This is a genomic window from Pantoea trifolii (assembly GCF_024506435.1).
Lineage (GTDB): Bacteria > Pseudomonadota > Gammaproteobacteria > Enterobacterales > Enterobacteriaceae > Pantoea > Pantoea trifolii.
Genome location: NZ_JANIET010000001.1, coordinates 3,690,558 through 3,715,229, shown reverse-complemented (window position 1 = coordinate 3,715,229; position 24,672 = coordinate 3,690,558). Strand labels below are relative to the sequence as shown.

General features: G+C 55.4%; 26 protein-coding genes. 18 read left to right on the top strand and 8 right to left on the bottom strand.

Annotated features, from left to right (window positions below):
- The first annotated feature begins 67 nt into the window (after positions 1–67).
- Complete coding sequence (gene cysQ, locus NQH49_RS17185; protein WP_256697575.1) at positions 68–814, top strand: 3'(2'),5'-bisphosphate nucleotidase CysQ; 747 nt, start codon at positions 68–70, stop codon at positions 812–814.
- Positions 815–848: 34 nt separating this feature from the next.
- Here cysQ and NQH49_RS17180 read toward each other — a convergent pair whose 3' ends face one another.
- Positions 849–1,412 (bottom strand): YtfJ family protein, encoded by a 564-nt coding sequence (locus NQH49_RS17180; RefSeq protein WP_008103585.1) that lies wholly within the window; start codon positions 1,410–1,412, stop codon positions 849–851.
- Between the two features lie 314 nt (positions 1,413–1,726).
- Between NQH49_RS17180 and NQH49_RS17175 the strand changes: the two genes are divergently transcribed.
- Entirely contained in the window at positions 1,727–1,933 is a 207-nt protein-coding gene (locus NQH49_RS17175; protein WP_007892150.1) for a stringent response modulator YtfK, read from the top strand.
- A 77-nt stretch (positions 1,934–2,010) separates the two neighbouring features.
- On the opposite strand, the gene NQH49_RS17170 is transcribed toward NQH49_RS17175, so the two are convergent.
- Positions 2,011–3,348, bottom strand: coding sequence for a polyamine export protein PaeA (locus NQH49_RS17170; protein ID WP_256697574.1), 1,338 nt, complete (start codon positions 3,346–3,348; stop codon positions 2,011–2,013).
- Positions 3,349–3,800: 452 nt separating this feature from the next.
- Here NQH49_RS17170 and tamA point away from each other — a divergent pair, with 452 nt between their 5' ends.
- From tamA to NQH49_RS17155, 3 genes are read left to right on the top strand one after another with little or no spacing between them, the layout of a single operon-like run.
- Positions 3,801–5,540 (top strand): autotransporter assembly complex protein TamA, encoded by a 1,740-nt coding sequence (gene tamA / locus NQH49_RS17165; protein WP_256697573.1) that lies wholly within the window; start codon positions 3,801–3,803, stop codon positions 5,538–5,540.
- A complete protein-coding gene (tamB, locus tag NQH49_RS17160; protein WP_256697572.1) occupies positions 5,537–9,307 on the top strand; it encodes an autotransporter assembly complex protein TamB in 3,771 nt (1,256 codons plus the stop codon). The genes tamA and tamB overlap by 4 nt, the downstream gene beginning before the upstream one ends.
- Before the next feature lie 2 nt (positions 9,308–9,309).
- Positions 9,310–9,663 (top strand): gamma-glutamylcyclotransferase family protein, encoded by a 354-nt coding sequence (locus NQH49_RS17155; RefSeq protein ID WP_256697571.1) that lies wholly within the window; start codon positions 9,310–9,312, stop codon positions 9,661–9,663.
- Positions 9,664–9,715: 52 nt separating this feature from the next.
- Here NQH49_RS17155 and ppa read toward each other — a convergent pair whose 3' ends face one another.
- The 3 genes from ppa to NQH49_RS17140 all read right to left on the bottom strand — a co-directional run bounded on the left by ppa (position 9,716) and on the right by NQH49_RS17140 (position 11,280).
- On the bottom strand, positions 9,716–10,246 hold the full coding sequence (gene ppa / locus NQH49_RS17150; RefSeq protein ID WP_007892166.1) for an inorganic diphosphatase: 531 nt from the start codon (positions 10,244–10,246) through the stop codon (positions 9,716–9,718).
- 100 nt (positions 10,247–10,346) lie between these two features.
- On the bottom strand, positions 10,347–10,796 hold the full coding sequence (locus tag NQH49_RS17145; protein WP_008103576.1) for a DUF441 domain-containing protein: 450 nt from the start codon (positions 10,794–10,796) through the stop codon (positions 10,347–10,349).
- A gap of 70 nt (positions 10,797–10,866) precedes the next feature.
- Positions 10,867–11,280 (bottom strand): lysozyme inhibitor LprI family protein, encoded by a 414-nt coding sequence (locus tag NQH49_RS17140; RefSeq protein ID WP_256697569.1) that lies wholly within the window; start codon positions 11,278–11,280, stop codon positions 10,867–10,869.
- 169 nt (positions 11,281–11,449) lie between these two features.
- Here NQH49_RS17140 and NQH49_RS17135 point away from each other — a divergent pair, with 169 nt between their 5' ends.
- Positions 11,450–13,012 carry a methyl-accepting chemotaxis protein gene (locus NQH49_RS17135; RefSeq protein WP_256697568.1) on the top strand — a complete coding sequence of 521 codons (1,563 nt, stop codon included), beginning with the start codon at positions 11,450–11,452 and terminating at the stop codon, positions 13,010–13,012.
- A 103-nt stretch (positions 13,013–13,115) separates the two neighbouring features.
- Here NQH49_RS17135 and NQH49_RS17130 read toward each other — a convergent pair whose 3' ends face one another.
- Entirely contained in the window at positions 13,116–13,388 is a 273-nt protein-coding gene (locus NQH49_RS17130; protein WP_222211365.1) for a helix-turn-helix domain-containing protein, read from the bottom strand.
- A gap of 91 nt (positions 13,389–13,479) precedes the next feature.
- Here NQH49_RS17130 and NQH49_RS17125 point away from each other — a divergent pair, with 91 nt between their 5' ends.
- The gene (locus NQH49_RS17125) at positions 13,480–13,758 is read left to right on the top strand and encodes a helix-turn-helix domain-containing protein (protein ID WP_256697567.1); all 279 of its coding nucleotides are present in this window, start codon (positions 13,480–13,482) and stop codon (positions 13,756–13,758) included.
- A 26-nt stretch (positions 13,759–13,784) separates the two neighbouring features.
- On the opposite strand, the gene fbp is transcribed toward NQH49_RS17125, so the two are convergent.
- Positions 13,785–14,792: a class 1 fructose-bisphosphatase gene (gene fbp, locus NQH49_RS17120; protein ID WP_008103565.1), complete on the bottom strand. Its 1,008-nt coding sequence runs from the start codon at positions 14,790–14,792 to the stop codon at positions 13,785–13,787.
- A 166-nt stretch (positions 14,793–14,958) separates the two neighbouring features.
- On the opposite strand from fbp, the gene mpl reads away from it, so the two are divergent.
- Positions 14,959–16,314, top strand: a complete 1,356-nt coding sequence (mpl, locus tag NQH49_RS17115; RefSeq protein WP_256697566.1) for a UDP-N-acetylmuramate:L-alanyl-gamma-D-glutamyl-meso-diaminopimelate ligase — start codon at positions 14,959–14,961, stop codon at positions 16,312–16,314.
- A 127-nt stretch (positions 16,315–16,441) separates the two neighbouring features.
- Here the strand turns inward: mpl and yjgA are convergent, their stop codons facing one another.
- Positions 16,442–16,984, bottom strand: a complete 543-nt coding sequence (gene yjgA, locus NQH49_RS17110) for a ribosome biogenesis factor YjgA (protein WP_008103560.1) — start codon at positions 16,982–16,984, stop codon at positions 16,442–16,444.
- A gap of 115 nt (positions 16,985–17,099) precedes the next feature.
- Here yjgA and pmbA point away from each other — a divergent pair, with 115 nt between their 5' ends.
- The 10 genes from pmbA (at position 17,100) to dagF (ending at position 24,652) form a co-directional block, all read left to right on the top strand.
- Entirely contained in the window at positions 17,100–18,440 is a 1,341-nt protein-coding gene (gene pmbA / locus NQH49_RS17105) for a metalloprotease PmbA (protein ID WP_256697565.1), read from the top strand.
- Positions 18,441–18,513: 73 nt separating this feature from the next.
- Entirely contained in the window at positions 18,514–18,903 is a 390-nt protein-coding gene (cybC, locus tag NQH49_RS17100; RefSeq protein ID WP_256697564.1) for a cytochrome b562, read from the top strand.
- Between the two features lie 253 nt (positions 18,904–19,156).
- Positions 19,157–19,495, top strand: coding sequence for a glycine dehydrogenase (locus NQH49_RS17095; protein WP_256697563.1), 339 nt, complete (start codon positions 19,157–19,159; stop codon positions 19,493–19,495).
- Between the two features lie 17 nt (positions 19,496–19,512).
- On the top strand, positions 19,513–19,869 hold the full coding sequence (locus NQH49_RS17090) for an SFCGS family glycine-rich protein (protein WP_008103553.1): 357 nt from the start codon (positions 19,513–19,515) through the stop codon (positions 19,867–19,869).
- Between the two features lie 2 nt (positions 19,870–19,871).
- Positions 19,872–20,168, top strand: coding sequence for a DUF4312 family protein (locus NQH49_RS17085; RefSeq protein ID WP_256697562.1), 297 nt, complete (start codon positions 19,872–19,874; stop codon positions 20,166–20,168).
- Positions 20,169–20,195: 27 nt separating this feature from the next.
- A complete protein-coding gene (locus NQH49_RS17080; RefSeq protein ID WP_007892190.1) occupies positions 20,196–20,972 on the top strand; it encodes a DUF4311 domain-containing protein in 777 nt (258 codons plus the stop codon).
- A 12-nt stretch (positions 20,973–20,984) separates the two neighbouring features.
- Complete coding sequence (locus NQH49_RS17075; RefSeq protein ID WP_008103548.1) at positions 20,985–21,632, top strand: DUF4310 family protein; 648 nt, start codon at positions 20,985–20,987, stop codon at positions 21,630–21,632.
- 47 nt (positions 21,633–21,679) lie between these two features.
- Complete coding sequence (locus NQH49_RS17070; protein ID WP_256697561.1) at positions 21,680–22,813, top strand: amidohydrolase/deacetylase family metallohydrolase; 1,134 nt, start codon at positions 21,680–21,682, stop codon at positions 22,811–22,813.
- Entirely contained in the window at positions 22,797–23,918 is a 1,122-nt protein-coding gene (locus NQH49_RS17065) for a DgaE family pyridoxal phosphate-dependent ammonia lyase (RefSeq protein WP_256697560.1), read from the top strand. Before NQH49_RS17070 ends, NQH49_RS17065 begins: the two co-directional genes overlap by 17 nt.
- Complete coding sequence (dagF, locus tag NQH49_RS17060; protein ID WP_256697559.1) at positions 23,915–24,652, top strand: 2-dehydro-3-deoxy-phosphogluconate aldolase; 738 nt, start codon at positions 23,915–23,917, stop codon at positions 24,650–24,652. The genes NQH49_RS17065 and dagF overlap by 4 nt, the downstream gene beginning before the upstream one ends.
- The last annotated feature ends 20 nt before the right edge of the window (positions 24,653–24,672 follow it).

Below are 24,672 nucleotides of genomic sequence, written 5' to 3'. Positions count from 1 at the left end.
CTGCTAAAATAACAGCAGATAGGCGGTTGGTGTCTGACAGGCAGAATCAGCGGAAAAGAGGTAAAGAATGTTAGATAAAATTTGTCAGCTGGCGCGAGATGCGGGCGATGCCATTATGCAGGTATACAACGGCGCAGAGCCGGTTGATGTGACCCGCAAGTCGGATGATTCTCCAGTCACCGCGGCCGATCTCGCGGCGCATCGCGTGATTGTGCAAGGCCTGAAGGTGCTTTCGCCGGAGGTGCCGGTGCTGTCTGAAGAAGATCCGCCGAGCTGGGATGTGCGTCAGCACTGGCAGAAATACTGGTTGGTCGATCCGCTGGATGGCACCAAAGAGTTCATCAAGCGCAACGGCGAGTTCACGGTGAATATCGCGCTAATCGAAAACGGCAAACCGGTATTGGGCGTGGTGTACGCGCCGGTGCTGGGCGTGATGTATTCGGCAGCGGAAGGTAAAGCATGGAAAGAAGAGAACGGCAAGAAGACGCAGATTCATGCGCGTGAAGCGCGCCCACCGTTAGTGGTGGTTAGCCGTTCGCATTTTGATAGCGACACGGAGTTGCAGGAGTATTTGCATCAGCTTGGCGAGCATCAAACCACCGCGATTGGTTCATCGCTGAAGTTCTGTCTGGTAGCCGAAGGCAGCGCGCAACTTTATCCGCGCTTCGGGCCGACTAACATCTGGGATACCGGCGCAGGCCATGCGGTGGCGATTGCCGCCGGCGCGCATGTCCACGATTGGCAGGGCAAAACCCTCGATTACGCCCCGCGCGAATCGTTCCTCAATCCCGGTTTCCGCGTCTCACTGTTTTAAGATCTGTAGGGTCGCCATTTATGGCGACCTCCACTCACTTCTGCAACAACTCGTGAATTAACTTCATCGCCTGCTGCACTTCATCCTGCGTCAGCGGACCATCTTTGACGTAACGCACATGTGCGGTGTTATCCAGCACCACAATCGCCGATCCCCCTTTCTCCAGCTGCCAGGCCTGACGCGCGCTGCCGTTGCTATCGACGATAAACTGCGACCACGGATACTGCTGTTTATTGCTCTCAATGCTGCTGCGCACAAACATGCCGGTACCAGGAATCGCATCGTCGGTATTGACGATAGTGGTGGTTTGATAACGATCGTGCGGCAGATGCGCGGCTTTGATGGCTTCAATCAACGCAGCGTTCTGCTCTTTAGCCGAAGAGCGGCCGGCAATGTGCAGGATGACGCGAACTTTTCCGCTCAGCTGCGCGCTATTCCAGGATTTGTAGCTAAACTTATCTTCATCTTGTTGATAAACCAGCTCTCCTTTGTCGTTAACGCCAACAGCGGGCACGCGTTCACCCAGTTTGAATGCATGTGCCGAAGCCAGGCCAGGCAGCAGCAGCGCCAGTGCTATCACAGTGTGTCTCAAACGCATTTATCAAACTCCTTGGTGATCCGACCAGTTATTCATGTTTCTGCAATATTAGGCATGGATGATGCGTCTGTCGCAATGAGTTAACAGGTTTGCAACCTATGCCACAATTCCATAATGAGTGAAGGTTTATACTGGGTTTCGTGAGGCTGATAACAGAGTATTCTGTAATGATGTGTCAATTCAGTAAATAATTCACCTTTTCGGAACATGGGTAAGAAAGGATGCTCTATAGTTATGCCTCATTTGCGCTTCATGGGTTCGTACCAAATTTGGTCACGACGGAGCGTATTAAACATTTTCAGGAGTTAAACAGCATGAAGATCTTCCAGCGCTATAATCCGCTGCAAATTGCGAAATATGTAAAAACGCTATTTAGAGGAAGGTTGTACATCAAGGATGTGGGCGCGTTCGAGTTTGATAAGGGCAAAGTGATGTTGCCGCGTGTCAAAGATAAACAGCATCTTAGCGTGATGTCAGAAATCAATCGCCAGGTGTTGCGGCTGCAAGCCGAGTACAACTAAGTAAGCATAAGAAAGGGCGCCGATGGCGCCCTCAGTTTTTTGTGCGGTTGTTAGCTTGATCGCCATGAATGGCGACCCTACGATGACTCTGCTTCATCCAGCGCATTCTTGGTCACATTCAGCATCGGCGGACGCTCATCAATACGCGTAACCAGCAACTGGTCGATGCGGTAGCTATCAATATCCACCACTTCAAACTTGTAGCCGGAAAACTTCACAAAGTCGGTACGCTTCGGAATCTTGCGCAGCATATACATCATGAAGCCGCCGATGGTTTCGTAATTGCCAGACTGCGGGAAATCATCGATATCCAGCACGCGCATCACGTCATCAATTGGCGTGCCGCCCTCTACCAACCATGAGTTCTCATCACGCGCGACAATCTGCTCTTCCTGACCCTGGCCCACCAAATCGCCCATCAGCGTGGTCATCACGTCATTTAGGGTAATGATGCCGACCACCAACGCGTATTCATTCATGATCACCGCGAAGTCTTCACCGGCGGTTTTGAAGCTTTCCAGCGCTTCAGAGAGCGTCAGCGTATCCGGCACGATCAGCGCAGAACGAATATTCACACCGCTGTTCAGCGTCAGGCTTTGGTTGCCGAGTACGCGCAGCAGCAGCTCTTTGGAATCGACATAGCCCACGATGTGGTCGATATCGCCATCGCAGACAATGAATTTGGAGTGCGGATGCTGAGCGATTTTGGTTTTCAGCGTGGTTTCATCTTCGTGTAAATCGAACCACACCACGTTCTCGCGCGAGGTCATCGATGACGGCACGGTACGCGATTCCAGCTCAAACACGTTCTCAATCAGCTCATGTTCCTGCTTACGCAGCACACCCGCCAGCGCACCGGCTTCTACCACCGCATAAATATCGTCGGAGGTGATGTCGTCTTTCCGCACCATCGGCAGTTTGAACAGGCGGAAGAAGACGTTCGCCAGGCCGTTGAACAGCCACACCAGCGGACGCAGCACCACTAAGCAGAAGCGCATCGGGTTGATGATGCGCAGCGCCACCGCTTCCGGTGCAATCATGCCTACGCGCTTTGGTGTCAGGTCAGCAAACAAAATGAACAGGCTGGTTACGATGGTGAAGGAGCAGATAAAGCTGAGCTGTTCAGCCAATTCGGGTGCCATGAAGCGGCTGAATAGGCTATTAAAGGCGGGCGAGAAGGCGGCATCGCCGACGATACCGCCGAGGATTGCCACGGCATTCAGGCCAATCTGCACCACGGTAAAGAACATGCCAGGTTGTTCCTGCATCTTCAGCACGCGCTGGGCATTGATGTTGCCTTCGTCAGCCAGCAGCTTCAGCTTGATCTTACGGGCGGCTGCCAGCGAGATCTCCGAAAGGGAAAAAAATGAACTGATTACTATCAGTAAAAGAATGACAAGCAAGCTATCGAGCATAAAAGATCCGTTGGGTTAATCACTTGTCATTTTTGGCCTGGGCAGCGCGGGAGTGGGCGTACATCCGGTACTTGCCAGTCAAACAGGCTATCCGTGCCAAAAATGTCTGCGCCATATCGACAAGATAAGGTTAACGTCGGGGCAGAAAAAGATGCAGGCGAGGCCTGCTGGTCGCTGATTATAGCAGCAGCGCTTATCATGCCGCTATAGGGGCATGATAAGCGCTCGGATTAATCCGAGTGAACAGCTCTAATTAGCAGAAGCGCCGCTTGGTTGTTGTATCGTTTATGCCATTTACCGACAATAGGTCACAATTTGGCTTAGTCGCCGGGTTTACGACGATGGGCAGAAAAAAGGCGGCTATGCTGATGGGTACACGCGCGGTGGTGATACCCTTCCAGAGAATAAACGCCCCTGCGGAATAGGGGCCGGCATTATTAACAGGAGTACGTGTGCCACGATTTCATATTTATTGTTTGGCCAGCCTGTTGCTTGCTGCACCTGCCGTTGAGGCAGCCAAAGTGCGCTTGCAACTGGACGGTCTTAGCGGGGATTTACAGAAGAACGTCAGGGCACGCTTGTCCACTATCGGCAGTGACGAAGTGTCGAACGACGGCCGCTTCCGCGCGCGTGTTGCAGAGGCGATCAAAGAAGGCCTGCGTGCGCTCGGTTATTACGAACCTGAGATCGATTTCGAATCGCGCCCGGCACCGCCACAAGGTGGCCGTCCGGTATTGATCGCGCACGTTAAGCCTGGCGAACCGGTCAAGATCGGCGGCAGCACCATTGTGATTGAAGGTGAAGCCCGCACCGACAAGGATTATCAAGCCTGGGTCAAACAGGGCACGCCGAAAGTCGGTACGCAGCTCAATCACGGCGACTACGACAAATTTAAGAATGGCTTCTCCAGCCTGGCATTGCGTAATGGTTACTTCGACGGTGACTTTAAGCAAAGCCAGCTTGGCGTATCAGTCGAACGGCGCGAAGCCTTCTGGGACATCAATTACGACAGCGGCCCGCGCTACCGTTTTGGCGATGTGAGTTTCCAGGGTTCGCAAATTGACGAAGCCTATCTGCATAATCTGGTGCCGTTCAAAAAGGGCGATCACTACAGCTCGCGCGATCTGGCGGAACTCAACCGCCGTTTATCGGCCACCGGCTGGTTCAACTCGGTGGTGGTTGCGCCTGAATTTGATAAAGGCCGTCAAACCAAAGTGCTACCGCTAAATGCGGTGGTATCGCCACGCGTGGAAAACACCATTGAAACCGGCGTCGGTTACTCCACCGATGTCGGGCCGCGCATTAAAGGCACGTGGAAAAAACCGTGGATCAACAGCAGCGGCCACAGCCTGGCCGCCAGCGCCTACGTCTCTGCGCCGGAGCAGCAGCTCGATCTCAGCTACAAAGTTCCGCTGCTGAAAAGTCCGCTCGAGCAGTATTACACCTTCTCTGGCGGCGTGAAGCGCACCGATCTCAACGACACCAAAGCCGATACCACCACGCTGGCGATGTCGCGTAACTGGGACAGCAGCAGCGGCTGGCAGAAAGCAATTAACCTGCGCTGGAGCCTCGATCACTTTACCCAGGCCAGCGTCACCAACACCACCATGCTGCTTTATCCGGGCGTCAGCCTCAACCGCACCCGTTCGCGCGGCGGTTTGATGCCGACGTGGGGCGATTCGCAGCGTTACTCGGTCGACGTGTCGGATACCACATGGGGTTCGGACGTTGATTTCGTCATCCTGCAGGCGCAAAACGTCTGGATTCGCACGCTCGCCGATAAGCATCGCTTTGTGGCGCGCGGCAATGTTGGCTGGATCGAAACCAACGACTTCGACAAAGTGCCGCCGGATCTGCGCTTCTTCGCCGGTGGCGACCGCAGTATTCGCGGTTACAAATACAAAGACGTATCGCCACGTGATGACAACGGCAAGCTGACCGGCGCCTCAAAAATGGCCACCGGCTCACTTGAATATCAATACAGCGTGACCGGCAAATGGTGGGGCGCGGTGTTCGTCGATTCCGGTGAAGCGGTCAACGACATCAAGCAGAGTAACCTGAAAACCGGCGCCGGCTTCGGCGTGCGCTGGTCATCTCCGGTAGGGCCGATCAAGTTTGATATCGCGCGGCCAATTGGTGACGACAAGGAGCATGGATTGCAATTTTATGTAGGATTGGGGCCTGAACTATGAAGCTGTGGAAAAAGGTCCTGATTGGCATCGGTATTTTTCTGGTGCTGCTGTTTGGCAGCATCGCGTTTCTGGTGGGCACCACGCCGGGTTTGCATCTGCTGCTGAAAGGTGCCGATCGTTGGGTGCCAGGTTTGTCGATCAAACAGGTTGAAGGTGGCTGGCGCGACCTGACGCTCAGCGGCGTGAAGTATGAAATGCCGGGCGTCAGCGTGGATACCGGACGTTTCCATCTGGCGCTGAATCTCAACTGCCTGCTGCATTCGTCGGTGTGTGTGAATGACATCGCGCTGCAGGATGTCAGCGTGGTGGTGGATAGCAAAAAAATGGCGCCGGCCAGCGCACCGCCGCCGGAAGAGCAGAGCGGCAGCACCAATCTCAGCACGCCGTATCCGATTACGCTGAGCAAAGTCGGCCTGCATAACATCAACGTTAAAGTTGATGACACGGCGATTTCCCTGCTCGATTTCACTACTGGCCTGCAGTGGCAGGATCGCGCGCTGACGCTGACGCCAACCCATATCCAAAGCCTGCTGATTGCGCTGCCAAAAGCGGCCAAAGTGGTTGATGAGCAAGTGGTGCAGCCAAAAGTGCAGCAGCCGCAGCCGGATGAAAAGCCGCTGGGCGAAACGCTGCAAGCGATGTTCGCCAAGCCGCTGTTACCAGACATGCCAGACTTCCAGCTGCCGCTGGATATCACCGTGCAGGAACTGCTGGGTGAACAGCTGCGTATTACCGGCGATACCGACGTATCGATTACGCGTCTGTTGTTAAAAGCCAAAACCGCCGATCGTCATCTGCAGCTGGAAACCTTCGATGTCGATTCGCCGCAAGGCCAGGTGAACGCCAGCGGTGAAGCGACGTTGGCCGATAACTGGCCGGTGAATTTCGCGCTGAACGGCACGCTCAATCTCGACCCGATCAAGGGCGAGACGATCAAAATGAACCTTGCGGGCGCGATGCGTGACGAGTTGAAGCTCGGGCTGAATCTTTCCGGTCCGGTGCGTGCGCAGCTGGATGCGACCACGCAACTTGCGGTCGCCGGTTTGCCGCTGGCGCTGAAACTCACCAGCCCGCAGCTGCGCTGGCCGCTCACCGGCGCGGTGCAGTATCAGGCGGATAATCTCGATTATCAGTTCAAAGGCAAAGCCACCGATTACGTGATGTCGCTGCGCACCGCAGTGAAAGGCGAAGGCGTGCCGCCCGCGACCATTGCGCTGGACGGCAAAGGCAACGAGCAGCAGTTCAAGCTCGATAAGCTGCGCGTGGCGGCGCTGCAGGGCAATATCGATCTGACGGCGCTGGTGGACTGGAGCAAAGCCATCAGCTGGCGCAGCGAATTGACGCTGTCCGGCATCAACACCGCCAAACAGTACCCGGATTGGCCAGCGAAGCTGGATGGCAAAATTGCCACGCGCGGCAGCCTGTACGGCGGAACATGGCAGCTCAGCGTGCCACAGCTGGAGCTGAAAGGGAACGTCAAACAGAACGCGGTGAGCGCCAAAGGTACCTTGAGTGGCAACAGCTACAACCAGTGGAAAGTGCCCGGCCTGAACATTGCGCTGGGCCGCAACCATCTGGATGTGAAAGGCGAGTTGGGCGACACGCTTAACCTCGATGCCAACATTGATGCGCCAAATCTGGATAACGCGCTGCCGGGTCTGGGCGGCGTCGCCAAAGGCACCATCAAAGCGCGCGGTACTTTACAGGCGCCGCAGTTGCTGGCCGATCTCACCGCTACCGGTTTGCGCTGGCAGCAGCTGCAAATCCGTCGCGTGGCGTTACAGGGCGATGTGAAATCCAGCGATCAGATCGCCGGTAAGCTGCAACTGCGTGTGGAACAATTGCAGCAGGACGCGCTGAAAGTGAATCTGCTGACGCTGAACGCCGACGGCAACGAAAAGCAGCATCAACTGAAGCTCGACGTGCAGGGCGAACCGGTTTCCGGTCAATTGGCGCTGAACGGCAGCTTTGATCGCAAAACGGAGCGCTGGCAAGGCAACCTCAACAACACGCGTTTCGACACGCCAGTGGGCGAATGGCGCCTGACGCGCGCGATGGCGATTGATTACCTCAACAGCAAGCAAAGCGCCACCATTGGGCCGCACTGCTGGCAGAACCCGAACGCGCAGCTGTGCGTACCGGAACCGATTGAAGCCGGTGCCAGCGGACATGCGCATGTGGTGCTCAATCGCTTCGATCTGGCGATGATCAAACCGTTCCTCACCGATGCCACCAAACTCAACGGCGTATTCAGCGGTGATGCGCGCGTCAACTGGACCGCCGACGGCGCGCTGCCAACCGGCACCGTCGCGCTGAAAGGCAGCGGCGTGAAAGTTGAGCAGGACGTGCAGGGCAACACCTTGCCGATCGCCTTCGATACGCTGAACCTGAATGCCGCGCTGCGTAACGGTCGCGCCCAGCTTGATTGGCTGATCCATATCGTCAACAACGGCCAGCTGAGCGGCAATGTGCAGATCGCCGATCCGGAGAACCGTCGTCAGCTGTCGGGCAACATCGGCATCAGCAATATTTCGCTGGCGATGCTGAATCCGGCGCTGATGCAGGGCGAGAAAATCAAAGGCAATCTGAACAGTAATCTGCGCCTTGGCGGCACGCTGCAGCAGCCGCAGGTGTTTGGTCAGTTGGGGCTGAGCGATGTGGATGTCGATGGCAGCTTTATGCCGGTCGATCTCACCGCCGCCAATCTCAACATGGTGTTCAACGGCATGAGTTCAACGCTCAACGGCATGATTCAGACGGCGCAGGGCAATCTTAACCTGAGCGGTAACGCCGACTGGAGCCAGCTGGATAACTGGCGCGCGCGCGTGGCGGCGCAAGGCAGCCGCATCCGCGTCACCGTGCCGCCGATGGTGCGCATGGATGTCTCGCCGGATCTGGTGTTTGAGGCCACGCCAGCCGCATTCAGCCTCGACGGCAGAGTGGATATTCCGTGGGCACGCATTACCGTGCAGGAAGTGCCGGAAAGCGCCACCGGCGTCTCTTCTGATGAGGTGATGCTGGATCAAAATCTCAAACCGATTAAGCCGAAAACCGCCGCGATTCCGATCAACAGCAATCTGGTGATCCACGTCGGCAATGATGTACGGCTCTCGGCGTTTGGCCTGAAAGCCAAGCTGAATGGCGATCTCAAACTGGTGCAGGATAAAAATGGCTTGGGCTTAAACGGCCAGATCAATATCCCATCCGGCCGCTTCCATGCGTATGGTCAGGATTTGGTGGTACGTAAAGGTGAGCTGCAGTTCGCTGGGCCGCCAGATCAGCCTTACGTCAATCTCGAGGCGATCCGTAATCCAGAGGCCACCGAAGACGATGTCACCGCCGGATTACGGGTAACCGGGCTGGCGGATGAGCCGAAAGTGGAAGTGTTCTCCGATCCGGCGATGTCGCAGCAGGAAGCGCTTTCTTACCTGTTACGCGGCCAGGGACTCAACAGCGATGGCGACAGCAACGCATTAACTTCCGCGCTTGTTGGATTGGGGGTTGCGCAAAGTGGTCAGGTTGTGGGTAAAATCGGCGAGACCTTCGGTGTCAGTAATCTCGCGGTTGATACCGCTGGCGTAGGCGATAGCCAGCAGGTGCAGGTGAGTGGTTACGTGTTGCCGGGTCTACAAGTAAAATACGGTGTTGGCATATTTGATTCACTGGCGACCTTAACCTTGCGTTATCGCCTGATGCCCAAACTCTATTTAGAAGCCGTGTCGGGTCTCGATCAGGCACTGGATCTGCTCTATCAGTTTGAGTTTTAGCAATGCGAATAATTGTCTATGGCAGTTTACGGCGCAAACAGGGAAACAGTCATTGGATGACGAATGCGCAGTGGCTCAGCGACCATCAGATTGTGGGGTTTGATCTCTACAATCTGGGTCACTATCCGGGCGTGGTGGAAGGAGAAGGCAGCGTCTATTGCGAGGTGTATCGCATTGACGCCAGCACGCTCGGCGAACTTGATGCCTTGCGCACCAAAAATGGCGAATACAAACGCCAGCTTATTCAGACGCCTTACGGCAGTGCCTGGCTGTATGTCTATCAGCGCTCAGTCGCGGGTCGCACGCATATCGCGAGCGGTGACTGGTTAAGGCGAGATGGCGAAACAGAGGCATAAATAAAAACACCGTCCATTGGACGGTGTTTTTTTATGCATGGCAGAAAGAGGCTTATTTCTTCTGCGCGCGCTCGTAAGAGGCGATGATTTCAGCTTTGGCCGCTTCTGCGTTGTCCCAGCCGTCAACCTTCACCCATTTGCCTTTTTCCAGATCTTTGTAGTGCTCGAAGAAGTGGGTGATCTGCGCTTTCAGCAGTTCTGGCAGGTCGTTCACATCTTTGATGTGATCGTACTCTTTGCTCAGCTTGGTGTGCGGAACCGCAACCAGTTTGGCATCTTCGCCAGACTCGTCGGTCATTTTCAGCACGCCAACGGGACGGCAGCGAATCACTGAGCCCGGCACCAGCGGATACGGGGTTGGCACCAGCACGTCAACCGGATCACCATCCAGAGACAGCGTGTGGTTGATGTAACCGTAGTTGCACGGATAGAACATGGCGGTAGACATGAAACGATCTACAAACAGGGCGCCAGACTCTTTGTCGACTTCATATTTGATCGGATCGGCATTAGCCGGGATCTCAATGACAACGTAGATATCTTCTGGCAACTCTTTACCTGCAGGCACCTGGTTCAAACTCATCTGGCTTTCCTTCATTAGTCATATGTTGAGTGACGGCTATTATAGCCAACTGACTCTGAAAGTATGCCCCCTTTTTGGCGTTTCGGAATGCTCCAAGGCGCTACTTCGCGGTGACAAACAGCGAGACGATCCCCGCAGCAATCAGTGGTCCGACCGGCACACCACGGAAGAAGGCCACGCCAATCACCGTACCAATCAACAGCCCACCAATCACCGACGGCTGCACGCTCATAAAGTTCACGCCGCGCCCGCCCAGCCAGGCGACAAAAACGCCCACCACAATCGCGATAATCGATTGCCAGTTGGCGAACGATTTCAACAGCGAAGAAGCAGGCAGCGTGCCGCTGGCCAGCGGCGCCATCACCGCAACGGTGAGGATGATGATGCCAATCTGAATGCCCTGTTTTTCCACATAGGGAAAGAATTGCGACAGCGGAGTGAGCTTAATCGCCAGCAGGATCAGAATCGAAATGGTAACGGCGCTGTTATGAACGAAATAGCTGAGGACGGCGAGGCAAACAAGAATGATGGTGGAGGCATAAGCAGCCATGGTTTCTCCCTGCAGATGAATGGGCGCGCTGGCCGATGCCAGCGCTAAGCGTATTAAACGCTTACATTAATCAACAATCGTCGGGGTTGGCGCAACTGCCTTTGTTAATTGATTGCAACATCAGCGCCTGATTGCGCACCAGACTCACGCCCTGCGCACCAACCGACAGCGCGGCCATCGTGCCCTGACTGCTAACAAAATAGCTGCGGCTGGCATCCAGCCAGCTGTCGCGATAAGTCAGCCACGCGCGCTGGGCGTTGCGCACTTTGTCTTTAGGCGCGCCGGTTAATTTTTTCATCGCTTGGGTGTATTGCGCGTTCATCTCTTTATCCCAGGCTTTATTGGCCGTGCCGTAGCATTGAGACATACCGGCGGTGCTGGATTCCTCTTTCAGACACTGATCGAGCTGCTGATCGATAGGGTTTTGTTGTGCTGCAGCAAAACCACTGACCAACAAACACGCCATCGGGAGCCATTTTTTCATCGTTTCATTCCTTAAATTTTGCTGGGGCAGAGTTCAGTAAAAATGAAGTCTGGGTGATCGTCAGCCAATTGACCATCAACAATGGATAAAGTTTCTGCGATCAACGGCCGATAATCTTTCCGTTTTAGGGCCAGCGGATTTCTGCCTTTTCTTGCAAACGGGGATAATCATGTTCAAACAGCTATCAATTCGTACAGCATTACTCACGCTTTTGGCTTTTATGACGCTGCTGCTGCTGGCAGTCAGCGCGATGGGCATCTCGGCCATCAACGCAGGCAATCAATCACTGGATGCGCTCAACCGCATACAGGGGATTGAGCTCAATGCCTTGTATCAAAGTCGTTCCGAACTGATGCGCGCGCGTGCTAGCGCCGCATTGGCGGTGCGTAAAATTGAAATTGGTTTACTGGATGACGGCGATGTTGTCACCAAACAAACCCAGGCGGCAGTAGAAAGTTCTCATAAGTATTTGCAGGCCTTTGTGGAGGCCGGCACGGTCACCGCTCACGGCAAAACCCTGGCTGACGCTGTCGTCGCGACCTATAACGCGTACGAGAAAGAGGGCATCACACCGATGATTGATGCCCTGAAAAAGCAGTACACCGATGAATATTATCAGGTGCTGGAAGGCAAACAGTCGGCGCTGGCAGCCAATTACTCGAAAGCAGTGAATGATTTTAGCGTCTACGCCAATGACGTTTCGGCAGCGCGCCTGGCGCAGGCCGCGCATGATGAGCTGCAGCTGAAGATTCTGATTGGCGTTTCCATGGCGCTGACCTTGCTGCTGATTGTGCTGGCCTGGCAACTGCTGCGTCGTCTGCTGCTGCGTCCACTCGATGGTGCAATTCTGCATCTGGAGCAAATTGCGGCGGGCGATTTATCACAGCCGCTGCCAGCCGCCGGAAAGAATGAGTTAGGTCGTCTCACTCAGGCGCTGGCGAATATGCAGCTGGCGCTCAGCAGTTCGGTCAGTCAGGTGCGCGAAGCCAGCTTGCAGATTGATGTGGGCAGCCGCGAGTTAGCGGCGGGCACCGTGCATCTTTCCCAGCGTACCGAAGAGTCAGCCGCCTCGCTGGAGCAAACCGCCGCCAGCATGGAGCAACTTACTGCGACGGTACGTCTCAATGCCAGCAATGCCAAAGAGGCCAATCAGCTTGCCAGCAATGTCTCTGACAGCGCCGATCGTGGTGCCGAAGTGGTCGGCTACGTGATGGAGAAGATGCAGGAGATCACTCAAAGCTCCAATCGCATCGGCGACATTCTCAGCGTGATTGATGGCATTGCTTTCCAGACCAACATTCTGGCGCTGAACGCCGCGGTCGAAGCCGCGCGTGCCGGTGAGCAAGGGCGCGGCTTCGCCGTGGTCGCTAATGAAGTACGCACGCTGGCCGGACGCAGCGCTACCGCCGCCAAAGAGATCCGCGAGCTGATCGCGGAATCGCAGACGCGGGTGCAAGAGGGCAGCGACATGGCCACGCGCGCCGGTGAAACCATGGATGAGATCTCCAGCGAAGTGATGCGTGTCACCACACTGATGAAAGAGATCTCTATTGCCTCGGAAGAGCAGAGTCGCGGTATCGAGCAGGTGAATCAGGCGGTGACGCAGATGGATGAAGCTGCGCAGCAGAACGCCGCGTTAGTCGAAGAAGCCAGCGCCGCAACCCAATCGCTGGAAGCGCAGTCGCAGCAGTTGCAGGATTCGATGGCGCAATTCCGCGTGTCTGCGGCGTAATAAAGTTAACAGGCGTGAAATAAGTTGGGTCGCGATAAATAGCGACCCAATAATTAATTTATCGCCGCACGTATTTAGATGCAGCGAATCATTAAGCCCGAATTTAATTATTTTTATGCGTACGAATGATTTCGGCGAGTGCATCATCTTCCGCGTAAAAATAGGCAGCGGGAATTTCTAATACATCCGCCAATCGCTGCGCTGTATCCAAATCAACCTGATGAATTCCATTCTCGTAACGATTAATTCGCGTGCTGGCAACAAACTCATCGATCCCCGCTGCAATCCCCAATCCTTTTTGCGACAAACCTTTAGCCAGACGCGCTTGTTTCAAGCGTCTTTGGAAGGTTAGCTGGAGAGAGGAGGTCGATTTCATGGCTACGAGAATCGTAGATTTACTGCTTGTCAGATACTACGAGTAACGTAGTATCGTAAATAGAACAGATAAGCGGACTAAGGAGAGTTACGTGAATAATGCAAAACAAGACTGGCATCCTGCCGATATTATTGCTGCTCTGCGAAAGAAAGGAACGTCAATGGCGGCGGTGTCGCGGCAATCTGGATTATGTTCAACCACGCTCGCCAATGCATTAGTGCGGCCGTGGCCAAAAGGGGAATTATTAATTGCCGATGCGATTGGTATTTCGCCCGCAGAAATTTGGCCGAGTCGTTATTATGCGGAAGATGGCGCGTTAATTGATCGCCAGGCCAAAATCAGAAATATGAAAACAAAAAGCCCGCACTAAGGCGGGCTTGCTACAGCGGGAAAAAATTACGCTGAATGGTCGTCCGGATATTCACGGATGAAGCGTTCAACGTCGCCCACCATCGCGTCGTTGCCGCAGAAGAACGGGCAGCGCTGATGCAGCGTTTCTGGCTGAATGTCGAGGATGCGATTGGCACCATCGCTGGCTTTACCGCCCGCTTGCTCCGCCAGGAAGGCCATTGGGTTGCATTCGTACAGCAGACGCAGCTTACCTTTCGGATGGCTGGCGGTGCTGGGGTAAAGGTAGATGCCGCCTTTTAGCAGGTTACGGTGGAAATCGGCCACCAGTGACCCAATGTAGCGCGAGGTATACGGGCGCTTGGTGGCGATATCTTCTTCCTGACAGAACTTCAGGTATTTCTTCACGCCCTGCGGGAAGCGAATGTAGTTACCTTCGTTGATCGAGTAGGTGTAACCCTTCTCCGGGAAGGTCATGCGCTCGTGGCTCAGGCAGAATACGCCGAGCGACGGATCGTAAGTAAACGCATGCACGCCCACGCCGGTGGTGTAAACCATCATGGTCGAAGAACCGTAAACCACGTAACCCGCAGCAACCTGCTTGTTGCCCGGCTGCATGAAGTCGGCTTCGGTGATTGGCGTGCCCGGCTCGCTGATGCGATGGTAGATAGAGAAAATGGTGCCGACGGAAACGTTAACGTCGATGTTTGAAGAACCGTCCAGCGGATCCATTAATACAACGTATTTGCCATTCTCGGAGCCTTCAAAGATGACGAACTCGTCTTCTTCTTCCGACGCGATACCGGCCACCACGCCGCGTGCTTTCAGGGCGGCTTTCAGCTTTTCGTTGGCAAACAGATCAAGCTTCATCTGCTGCTCACCCTGCACGTTTTCCACGCCGCTGGCACCCAGAATATCCACCAGACCCGCTTTGTTGATGTCGCGGTGGATAATTTTAGCGCCAAGCTTAATGGAAGAAATCAGCGCCGTCAGTTCACCTGTGGCGTGTGGAAAGTCGTGTTGCTTCTCGACGATGAATTCGCCTAACGTTTTCATAACACATTCCCTGCATCTACGATGGAGTGGCAGCAGCTGTAACAAGCTACCAACGTATGAGCGCAGTTTAGCCGATTGAACTTTAAAAACCATAGTCCTAATCCGTTTCTTCCCTCTCAACTCGGCGTTACACTGTGCGCCGAACTTTTGAGTAATGGATCTCTTTATGCGTATTCACATCCTCGGGATTTGTGGCACTTTCATGGGTGGACTGGCGATGCTGGCACGCTCGCTGGGACATGACGTTACCGGCTCAGACGCCAATGTCTATCCGCCGATGAGCACGTTGCTGGAGCAGCAAGGCATTGAATTGACAGAAGGTTACGATGCCAGCCAGCTCGATCCGCAACCGGATCTGGTGATCATTGGTAACGCGATGACGCGCGGCAATCCTTGTGTGGAAGCGGTACTGGAACGCAACATTCCTTACCTCTCTGGCCCGCAATGGTTGCACGATTTCGTGCTGCGCGATCGTTGGGTGCTGGCGGTGGCGGGAACCCACGGCAAAACCACCACAGCCGGCATGGCAGCGTGGATTCTCGAGGCCTGCGGCCTGGAACCGGGCTTTATCATCGGTGGTGTGCCAGGAAACTTCGAGGTTTCGGCAAAATTAGGAAAAAGTCCATTCTTCGTCATCGAAGCGGATGAGTACGACAGCGCGTTCTTCGACAAGCGTTCCAAGTTTGTGCATTACTGCCCGCGCACGCTGATCCTCAACAACCTCGAATTCGATCACGCGGATATCTTTGACGATCTGCGCGCTATCCAGAAGCAGTTCCATCACTTGATCCGCATCGTGCCGGGCCAGGGCAAGATCCTGCTGCCGGAGCACGACAACAACATCAAGCAAGTGATGGCGATGGGCTGCTGGAGCGAGCAGGAAACCGTCGGCGATAACGGTCACTGGCAGGCGAAAAAGCTGACGCCGGACTCGTCACATTGGGAGATCTGGCTCGACGGCGAGAAAGTCGGCGAAGTGAATTGGGCGCTGGTGGGCGAGCACAACATGCACAATGGCCTGATGGCGATTGCAGCGGCGCGTCATGTTGGAGTGAAACCGGTGGATGCGGGTGAAGCGCTGAGCAGCTTCATTAATGCCCGTCGTCGTCTCGAACTGCGTGGTGAAGTGAACGCCATCAAGGTGTACGACGATTTTGCTCACCATCCGACGGCGATTCTCGCCACGCTGGCGGCGCTGCGCAGCAAAGTGGGCGGCACGGCACGCATTCTGGCGGTGCTGGAACCGCGTTCAAATACCATGAAGATGGGCGTGAGCAAGAACGAGTTAGCACCATCGCTGGGTCGCGCCGATGAAGTGTTCCTGTTCCAGCCGCACCATATTCCGTGGCAGGTTTCCGATGTCGCCGAGGCGTGCATCCAGCCGGCGCAGTGGAGCGCGGATATCGATACGCTGGTGGAAATGGTGGCGAAGAAAGCCCAGCCAGGCGATTCGATTCTGGTGATGAGTAACGGCGGGTTTGGTGGTATTCACCAGAAATTGCTGGATCGGTTAGGGCGGTGATTTAGCGGTTTTCCCCTCACCCTAGCCCTCTCCCGCATGCGGGCGAGGGAATGTTTAGGCGGTGCTCAGTCGGCCCCTTCTCCCGCTTGCGGGAGAAGGTTGGGATGAGGGGAAAACCGCAGCGGTCTTAAGCTTCTGCCAGCTCGCGCAGATACTGGAAAATCAGGCGGGCGGACTTTGGTGGCTTGTTAGTGGCTTTCTCTTTCTGCGCGTTACGGATCATGCTGCGCAGTTGCTGACGATCGGCGTGCGGATAGAGGTTAAACACCTCTGCGACCGCGTCATCACCTTGCTCGATCAAACGATCGCGCAACATCTCCAGCTTATGGAACAGCGCAACCTGCTGGTTGTGGCGGTTCTTCAGCTTATCCAGCGCCTGGCGAATCGGATCTTCATCGCGGGCACGCAGCATTTTACCAATCAGCTGCAGCTGACGGCGGCGGCCTTCTTTCTTGATGCGCTGCGCCAGTTCAATCGCGTCGCGCAGTTGTTCGTCGAGTGGAATCTTGTCGAGGGAATTTTTCCCCAGATCAACTAACTCGGCGCCAAGGCGTTTCAGCTCTTCGGCATCGCGTTTAATTTCGCTTTTGCTGACCCAGATAATCTCTTCGTCTTCTTCGTCATTATTATCCGGCACATCGTCGAGCCAGTCATCGGGCTGCTTTGTCATCTCTTGGCTCCCAAAAAAAAGAGGCTAATCCTACCAGTTTATCGGGCGACTGCGAAATTGTTCTCTGAGTCTGATAGACTCAAACAATTCATACTTAAGATTAGACGGCAGGTCGATGAACGTATCTACTCAGGTTGCAGAACAACGTAAAGTGTTGGAACAGGCTGTCGCGCAGGCGTTGGAACTGGCAAAAGCCAGCACCGATGGTGCTGAAGTGGCGGTCACGAAAACCACCGGCATCGGCGTCAGTACCCGCTATGGCGAAGTGGAAAACGTCGAATTCAACAGCGATGGTGCGCTCGGCATTACCGTCTACCATCAAAACCGTAAAGGCAGCGCCTCCTCCACCGATCTCAGCCCGGATGCGATCAAACGCACCGTGCAGGCGGCGATCGACATCGCGCGCTACACCTCGGTGGATCCGTTCGGCGCACCGGCCGATCCCGAGCTGCTGGCGTTTGAAGCGCCGGATCTCGATCTCTACCATCCGTGGGAGATCGATGCCGATCGCGCTATCGAACTGGCCGCTCAGGCGGAACAGGCTTCATTACAAGCTGACAAGCGCATCACCAATACCGAAGGCGGCAGCTTCAACAGCCACGTTGGCATCAAAGTGTTCGGCAACAGCCACGGCATGTTGCAGAGCTACTGCTCAAGCCGCCATTCGCTCTCCAGCTGTGTGATTGCCGAGCAAGATGGCAACATGGAACGCGATTACGCGTACACCATTGGCCGCTCATTTGACGATCTGAAAAGCCCGGAATGGGTTGGAGCCGAGTGCGCCCGCCGCACGCTGTCGCGTCTGGCACCGCGCAAGCTCTCGACCATGAAAGCGCCGGTGATCTTCGCGCCGGAAGTGGCAACCGGTTTGTTTGGCCATCTGGTTGGCATGATCAGCGGCAGCAGCGTGTACCGCAAATCGACCTTCCTGCTCGATTCGCTCGGTAAGCAAATTCTTCCGGAATGGCTGACCATTGAAGAGCATCCGCACCTGCTGAAAGGATTGGCATCTACGCCGTTCGACAGCGAAGGCGTGCGCACTCAATCGCGTGACATCATTAAAGATGGCGTGCTGCAGAACTGGCTGTTGACCAGCTACTCGGCGCGCAAACTTGGTTTGCAGAGCACCGGCCACGCGGGCGGCATCCACAACTGGCGTATTGCCGGTCAGGGCCACAGCTTTGACGACATGCTGAAGCAGATGGGCACCGGTTTAGTGGTAACCGAGATGATGGGCTCCAGCATCAACGGTATGACCGGCGACTATTCACGCGGAGCATCCGGTTTCTGGGTGGAAAACGGTGAAATTCAATATCCTGTGAGCGAGATCACAATCGCTGGCAACCTCAAGGATATGTGGCTCAATATGGTAACCGTCGGTAACGACATTGAAACCCGCAGCAATATACAATGCGGTTCGGTGCTGCTGCCGGAGATGAAAATCGCCGGACAATAAGAGTCATCGCTTTCTGAAAGCAGCCCGCAAGGCTGCTTTTTTTTTGGCCCGACAATAATAAAAGGAAATACCAATGCGTAATAAGCATGTGATTGCAGTGTTGTCGTTATCGCTGTTGTTCTCCTCGGCTAGCGTGTTTGCGGCCGATTTAGAAAAAGATATGGATGCGCTTAAAGATGGTCTGAGCGTGGTGAAGAAAACCTCCGACGCGCAGGAAATGCATACCGCGCTGGGCAAAATGCGTCAGGCGGCGACGGATGCTAAACAATCCACGCCGGAAAAACTGGAAGGTCAGGCGGCCGATAGCGCGCAGATCAAGGATTATCACGCCGGTCTGGATTCGCTGATTGCCCAGATCGATGTGGTTGATCAGCTGGCGCAAGCCAACAAGCTGGACGAAGCCAAGGCTGAAGCGAAGAAACTGGAAGATATTCGCAACGTCAACCATAAGAAATTCCGCTGATAAACCGGCCAGCCCTGCGGCTGGCCTTATTCCTTCTTGCCTTCTCACCGCTTTACTCCACGTAAATCCATCATTTCTCGCATTTTGTGAACGGTTTCGCACACTTCGTGCGTCCTGAGATCTGGCGCACACTCGCCCGTGGGATTTCCACTTTGAGGTGGAAAAGATGCGTCTCAACAGCCTGCAGCGGAAAGCGTAATTTCTTTTCAACGCGAATTATCTGTAATTGTCCGCTGTAAACAGGAGTAACAAGGTGAGGAGTGAAGCTGTCCCGCTGAAACAGAGCACGCCGGAAGCGATCCAGGCGCTGGCGGATAAGTTGTTAAGCCAAATTGCAGCGATCTACGCCGCGCATCACATCGAAGCCAACGCCGTGCAGCAGCAGATGCTGGCTTCGCATGTCCGGGCGATGGCATCGCGCTCCCTGACGGGCGAAGCGCTGCCGGAGGTAGAAGCTGAGCTGTTTGAAGATATCTCGCCGGAAACCATGGCGCTGGCGCAGCAGGTGGTTGATCTGTTTGGCAATCTGCCCAAAGAGGAAGCCTGGCTGTTATCCGTACATATCGAAGTTGCACGTGCAAACGAAGCTTAAATTTTAAGGAATTCAACATGGTAACTGTAGTGATTGGCGATCGTCTGGGTAAAGGTCAGAAAGTGGCTGCGGGCATCGAGAAAGCCGGTGGTCGTGCGGTGGTGGTGCCGGGCGTGGCAGCCGACATGAAGCTGGGCGATGTAATGAAAGCGGAAAACGCTGACTTCGGCATCTCCTTCTGCGGCAGCGGCGGCGCCGGTGCGATTACCGCACAGAACAAATATGGCTACAAAGCTAAACACGGCATGCGTTCGATTGACGAAGGCGTGACCGCCATCAATGAAGGTGCCACCGTGCTGGGCTTCGGCTTTATGGATAAAGAAGAGCTGGGTGAGCGTCTGGTGCAAGCCTGGACTAAAAAACACGGCAGCTAAGTATGAAACAGCAATACGAGACGCAGGTAACGGTGCAGGGCAAAGGCGACAGTAAAGCAAAAGCCTTTGCCGATGCGCTGAGCAAGGTGCAGCAGCAAGTGCTGCGCACCAGCCAAAAGATTCTGTTGCGCATTGAACCCATGGATGTGCGGGTGCTGCGCGCGCAGGAGAGCGTGCGCAAGGAAAAATTCTTGTTCTTCTTCCTCGCGCGTGAGCGACGGAATTACAGCGTTGAGCTGGACATTACCGTCAGCGTCACTGTGATCGACACCGACAAGGTGGACTTCATAGCGACGTAATAAAAACGACAACAAGGGTACGACGACATGTTTTTAATCATTTTGTTTAAGTCGTTAATCATTGGTGGATTGGTTGGCGTCGGGGTGGGAGCGGGCGCAGCGCGCATGTTCCACGCACCGACCACGCAAGGTATGGGCGCATTCCGTACCTTGGGTGAACTCAATTCCTGCGAAGGCGATCCCGCATCGCACTTCTCCTTTGGTCTCGGCTTCTTCTTTAACGCCTGGGCATCATCCGTTGCAGCGGGTTCTTTCACGCAGGACGTCGATCACCGCATTTTGCCGAACTGGGGCGCGGCGGCATTGATGGTGAAAAACCGCAACGTGGCGGAAACGCTGCACAATCCGAAACGCATGGCGATTGCCTGCGGCATCATCGGCATGATTGTGGTGGCCTTCCTTAACAGCACCGCATCTGCCGTTCCGGCGGCCTTGCAGGTCACCGCAGTGAAAGTGCTGGTGCCGGCAGCGAACCTGCTGGTGAACACCGTGATGCCAGTGATCTTCTGGCTGGCAGCGATTGATGCCGGTAAGAAATCCGGCTTCTGGGCCACCATCTTCGGCGGCCTGGCGCAGCTGATCATGGGCAACGCCGTACCGGGTTTGGTGCTGGGGATCCTGATCGGTAAAGGTGTGGAAGAGAGCGGCTGGAACAAAGTCACCAAAGTGATGATGTTCGCCATCGTGCTGCTGTTTGCTTTGAGCGGCTTCTTCCGCGGTTTCGACATGAAACTGCTGCAATCCTTCCAGCTGGGTATTCCGGGCTGGCTGGATATGATCCACAACAGCGTCAGCGGCAAATAAGGAGCCATCAGCATGAACGAAACCGAAAACAAAGGGTTCTGGTACGCCGACTGGTCTTTCCCGATTTTTGTTGGCCTGCTCTCGTCCGGCGTGTTTGCCGGTACGCACATGTATTACCTGTACGGCATTGGTGCTTTTAACGAAGTGGCGTTTGTCTCGATGCTGCGTTCCGGTATGGAAACCGGCGTATACGGCGCGGTAGCGGCATTCGGTGCCAGCTTCCTGTTCGCACGCATTATCGAAGGTTCGCTAGTGGGGATTCTCGATATCGGCGGCGCGATCCAGACCGGCGTAGGCCTTGGCGTGCCAGCGTTGCTGCTAGGTGCGGGCATCGTGTTCCCGGTCGCCAACTTCGCCGCTTCACTGGCCACCGGTTTGGTGGTGGGTTTAGCGATTGGTTATCTGATCATCCTGGCGCGTAAGTTCACCATCAATCAGAGCGACTCAACCTACGGCGCAGACGTAATGATGGGCGCGGGTAACGCATCGGGCCGTTTCCTTGGACCGTTGATTATCTTGTCGGCCATGGCTGCGTCGATTCCGATTGGTCTCGGTTCGCTGGTGGGTGCGTTGTTGTTCTATCTGTGGAATAAGCCGATCACCGGCGGCGCGATTTTAGGCGCGATGGTGTTGGGTGCGATGTTCCCAATCTCTCTCTGATGTTGGACGGTCGCCATGAATGGCGACCCTACACGTAAGGAGTAAGCATGTTTGATCTGATTCTGCGCCGCGCACGCCTGTGCGACGAACAGCTGGTGGATATTGCCATTCAGCACGGCAAAATCGCCGCCGTCGGCGAGGTGAGCGGCCCGGCACAGCAGGAGCGCGATCTTGCGGGACGTTACTACGTCAGCGCTGGATGGATTGACAGCCACGTGCACTGTTATCCCAAATCCCCAATTTATCACGACGACGCCGACACCATTGGCATGGCGCAAGGCGTCACCACGGTGGTGGATGCCGGCAGCACCGGCGCTGATGACATCGACGACTTTTATCAGCACACGCGCTCGGCCACCACCGAAGTGCGCGCGCTGATCAACATCTCGCGCACCGGCATTGTGACGCAAAACGAGCTGGCCGATATGGCGCAGATCGCTGGCGATGCGGTGGTGCAGGCGGTGAAGCGCCGTCCGGACTTTATCGTCGGCCTGAAAGCGCGCATGAGCAGCAGCGTGGTGGGCGAGAACGGCATTCAGCCGCTGGTGCGGGCCAAGGCGATTCAGCAGGCAGCCGGCAATTTGCCGCTGATGGTGCACATCGGCAACAACCCGCCGGTGCTGGAAGAGATCGCCGATCTGCTGACCTCCGGCGACATCATTACGCACTGCTTTAACGGCAAGCCGAATCGTATCTTGTCGCCGCAGGGCGAGCTGAAAGCGGCGGTGAAAAATGCCATCGCACGCGGCGTGAAGCTGGATATCGGCCACGGCGGCGCCAGCTTCAGTTTTGAGGTGGCGCGTCAGGCGATCGCGCAGGGCATTCTGCCCGACACCATCAGCTCCGACATTTACTGCCGTAACCGCATCAATGGCCCGGTACATAGCCTGGCGCACGTGATGTCGAAATTCTTCAGCATTGGCATGACGCTGCCGCAAATCATCGAGTGCGTCACCGTTAATGCCGCTGCAGGCCTGCGTCTGGCGGGCAAAGGGCGCTTAACCGCCGGTTATGACGCCGACCTGACCATTTTTACCGTCAAAGAGGAAGCCCGCCCGTTCGTCGATGCTGAAGGCGAACAGGTTTTGGGTCAGCAACACATTTTGCCGCAGGCCGTGGTTATCGCCGGTCACTGGCATCTGACTGATGAAGGGAAAACGAATCATGTCTTCGATTTATGAAAAATATGACCTGAAGCAGGTCATCAACGCCTCGGGCCGCATGACCATTCTCGGTGTTTCTACGCCGTCCGCAGAAGTGGTGGATACCGTCAGCTACGGTCTGAATCACTACTTCGAGATGAAAGATCTGGTCAACAAGACCGGCGCTTACATTGCCAAACTGCTGGACGTGGAAAGCGCGGTGGTAGTGTCCTGCGCCTCGGCGGGCATTGCGCAGAGCGTGGCGGCGGTGATTGTGAAAGATAACGACTGGCTGCTGGAGAATTTGCACGCCGCGCCGCTCAGCGTGCCGCACGATATCGTGGTGCCAAAAGGGCATAACGTGAACTTCGGCGCACCGGTGGGCAGCATGGTGGCGCTGGGTGGCGGTCGTTTGATCGAGGCCGGTTACAGCAACGAATGTTCGCCAGAGCAGCTGGCGGCGGCGATCACGCCGACCACGGCGGCGCTGATGTACATCAAATCGCATCACTGCGTGCAGAAAAGCCATCTCAGCGTGGAGCAGGCGGCGGTTGTGGCGCGCAAACACGGCATTCCATTGATCGTCGATGCAGCAGCAGAAGAGGATTTGCAGTGCTACTACCAAATGGGCGCGGATCTGGTGATTTACAGCGGTGCCAAGGCGATTGAAGGGCCGACCAGCGGTTTAGTAATTGGTCGCACGCAATACGTTGAGTGGGTGAAACGTCAAAGCAACGGCATTGGCCGCGCGATGAAAGTCGGCAAAGAGGGCATTCTTGGCCTGACGCAGGCGATTGAAAACTATCTGGTGCAGCCAAAAACCACCGGCGCTGAGATGGTCGCCAACATGACGCCTTTCATCGATAACCTCAACACGCTGGACGGCGTCAGCGCGCGTGTGGTGTGGGATGCGGCGGGACGCGATATTGCGCGTGCCGAAATCAAGTTTGATGAAGCGATCACCGGCTGGCCGACCGGCGAACTGGTGCAGGCGCTGAAAACCGGCGACATCGCCATCTATTTCCGTGGCTACAAAGCCAACGAAGGCATTATCGAAGCCGATGTGCGCAGCGTTAGCGCCGATCAGCTGCACATCATCTTTAGCGCTATTCAGGCGTTGATCAGCGGAGGAAAACACGCATGAGTCTGAACCCGAATTTCTATCAGGATCGCCTGTGCCTCAACGTGCTGGCCGGTTCGAAACAGAACGCCAAAGCGATCTGGCAGGCGGCTGAAGGCCATGTGCTGGTGGGTGTGTTGTCAAAAAACTACGCCAGCAATGAAGACGCCATTGCCGATATGCGCGAGTATGCGGCGCTGATCGACAATGCACTGTCGGTGGGGTTGGGCGCGGGCGATCCGAACCAGTCAGCGATGGTGAGTGAGATCTCGGCGGTGCTGCAACCGCAGCACGTCAATCAGGTATTCACCGGCGTGGCGACCAGCCGTGCGCTGCTCGGCCAGAACCAAACCGTGGTGAATGGTTTGATTTCACCCACCGGCACGCCAGGCAGGGTGAAAATCTCTACCGGACCGCGCAGCTCAAAGAACGCCGACGCGATTGTACCGATCGACAGCGCCATCGCCATGTTGCAGGACATGGGCGGCAGCTCGGTGAAATACTTCCCGATGGGCGGCCTGAAGGCGGTGAATGAGTATCGTGCGGTGGCGGAAGCCTGTGCGCGTCACGACTTCTGGCTGGAACCCACCGGCGGCATCGACCTCAATAACTTCGAAGAGATTTTACGTATTGCGCTCGACGCAGGCGTGAGCAAAGTGATCCCGCACGTCTACAGTTCGATTATCGATAGTGTAAGCGGCGACACGCGCATTGACGATGTGCGTCAGCTTCTGGCAACGTGCAAGAAACTGCTGTAACAAATGAGTAACAGGTGAGG

Coding starts and splice junctions, on each gene's coding strand:
- NQH49_RS17145 (WP_008103576.1), bottom strand. CDS start 10,796: ATGGCTGCTTATGCCTCCACCATCATTCTTGTTTGCCTCGCCGTCCTC.
- ppa (WP_007892166.1), bottom strand. CDS start 10,246: ATGAGTTTGAACCAGGTGCCTGCAGGTAAAGAGTTGCCAGAAGATATC.
- tamB (WP_256697572.1), top strand. CDS start 5,537: ATGAAGCTGTGGAAAAAGGTCCTGATTGGCATCGGTATTTTTCTGGTG.
- dagF (WP_256697559.1), top strand. CDS start 23,915: ATGAGTCTGAACCCGAATTTCTATCAGGATCGCCTGTGCCTCAACGTG.
- NQH49_RS17180 (WP_008103585.1), bottom strand. CDS start 1,412: ATGCGTTTGAGACACACTGTGATAGCACTGGCGCTGCTGCTGCCTGGC.
- NQH49_RS17135 (WP_256697568.1), top strand. CDS start 11,450: ATGTTCAAACAGCTATCAATTCGTACAGCATTACTCACGCTTTTGGCT.
- mpl (WP_256697566.1), top strand. CDS start 14,959: ATGCGTATTCACATCCTCGGGATTTGTGGCACTTTCATGGGTGGACTG.
- NQH49_RS17175 (WP_007892150.1), top strand. CDS start 1,727: ATGAAGATCTTCCAGCGCTATAATCCGCTGCAAATTGCGAAATATGTA.
- NQH49_RS17155 (WP_256697571.1), top strand. CDS start 9,310: ATGCGAATAATTGTCTATGGCAGTTTACGGCGCAAACAGGGAAACAGT.
- cybC (WP_256697564.1), top strand. CDS start 18,514: ATGCGTAATAAGCATGTGATTGCAGTGTTGTCGTTATCGCTGTTGTTC.
- NQH49_RS17140 (WP_256697569.1), bottom strand. CDS start 11,280: ATGAAAAAATGGCTCCCGATGGCGTGTTTGTTGGTCAGTGGTTTTGCT.
- cysQ (WP_256697575.1), top strand. CDS start 68: ATGTTAGATAAAATTTGTCAGCTGGCGCGAGATGCGGGCGATGCCATT.
- NQH49_RS17170 (WP_256697574.1), bottom strand. CDS start 3,348: ATGCTCGATAGCTTGCTTGTCATTCTTTTACTGATAGTAATCAGTTCA.
- yjgA (WP_008103560.1), bottom strand. CDS start 16,984: ATGACAAAGCAGCCCGATGACTGGCTCGACGATGTGCCGGATAATAAT.
- pmbA (WP_256697565.1), top strand. CDS start 17,100: ATGAACGTATCTACTCAGGTTGCAGAACAACGTAAAGTGTTGGAACAG.
- NQH49_RS17130 (WP_222211365.1), bottom strand. CDS start 13,388: ATGAAATCGACCTCCTCTCTCCAGCTAACCTTCCAAAGACGCTTGAAA.
- NQH49_RS17070 (WP_256697561.1), top strand. CDS start 21,680: ATGTTTGATCTGATTCTGCGCCGCGCACGCCTGTGCGACGAACAGCTG.
- fbp (WP_008103565.1), bottom strand. CDS start 14,792: ATGAAAACGTTAGGCGAATTCATCGTCGAGAAGCAACACGACTTTCCA.
- NQH49_RS17080 (WP_007892190.1), top strand. CDS start 20,196: ATGTTTTTAATCATTTTGTTTAAGTCGTTAATCATTGGTGGATTGGTT.
- NQH49_RS17065 (WP_256697560.1), top strand. CDS start 22,797: ATGTCTTCGATTTATGAAAAATATGACCTGAAGCAGGTCATCAACGCC.
- NQH49_RS17075 (WP_008103548.1), top strand. CDS start 20,985: ATGAACGAAACCGAAAACAAAGGGTTCTGGTACGCCGACTGGTCTTTC.
- NQH49_RS17085 (WP_256697562.1), top strand. CDS start 19,872: ATGAAACAGCAATACGAGACGCAGGTAACGGTGCAGGGCAAAGGCGAC.
- NQH49_RS17090 (WP_008103553.1), top strand. CDS start 19,513: ATGGTAACTGTAGTGATTGGCGATCGTCTGGGTAAAGGTCAGAAAGTG.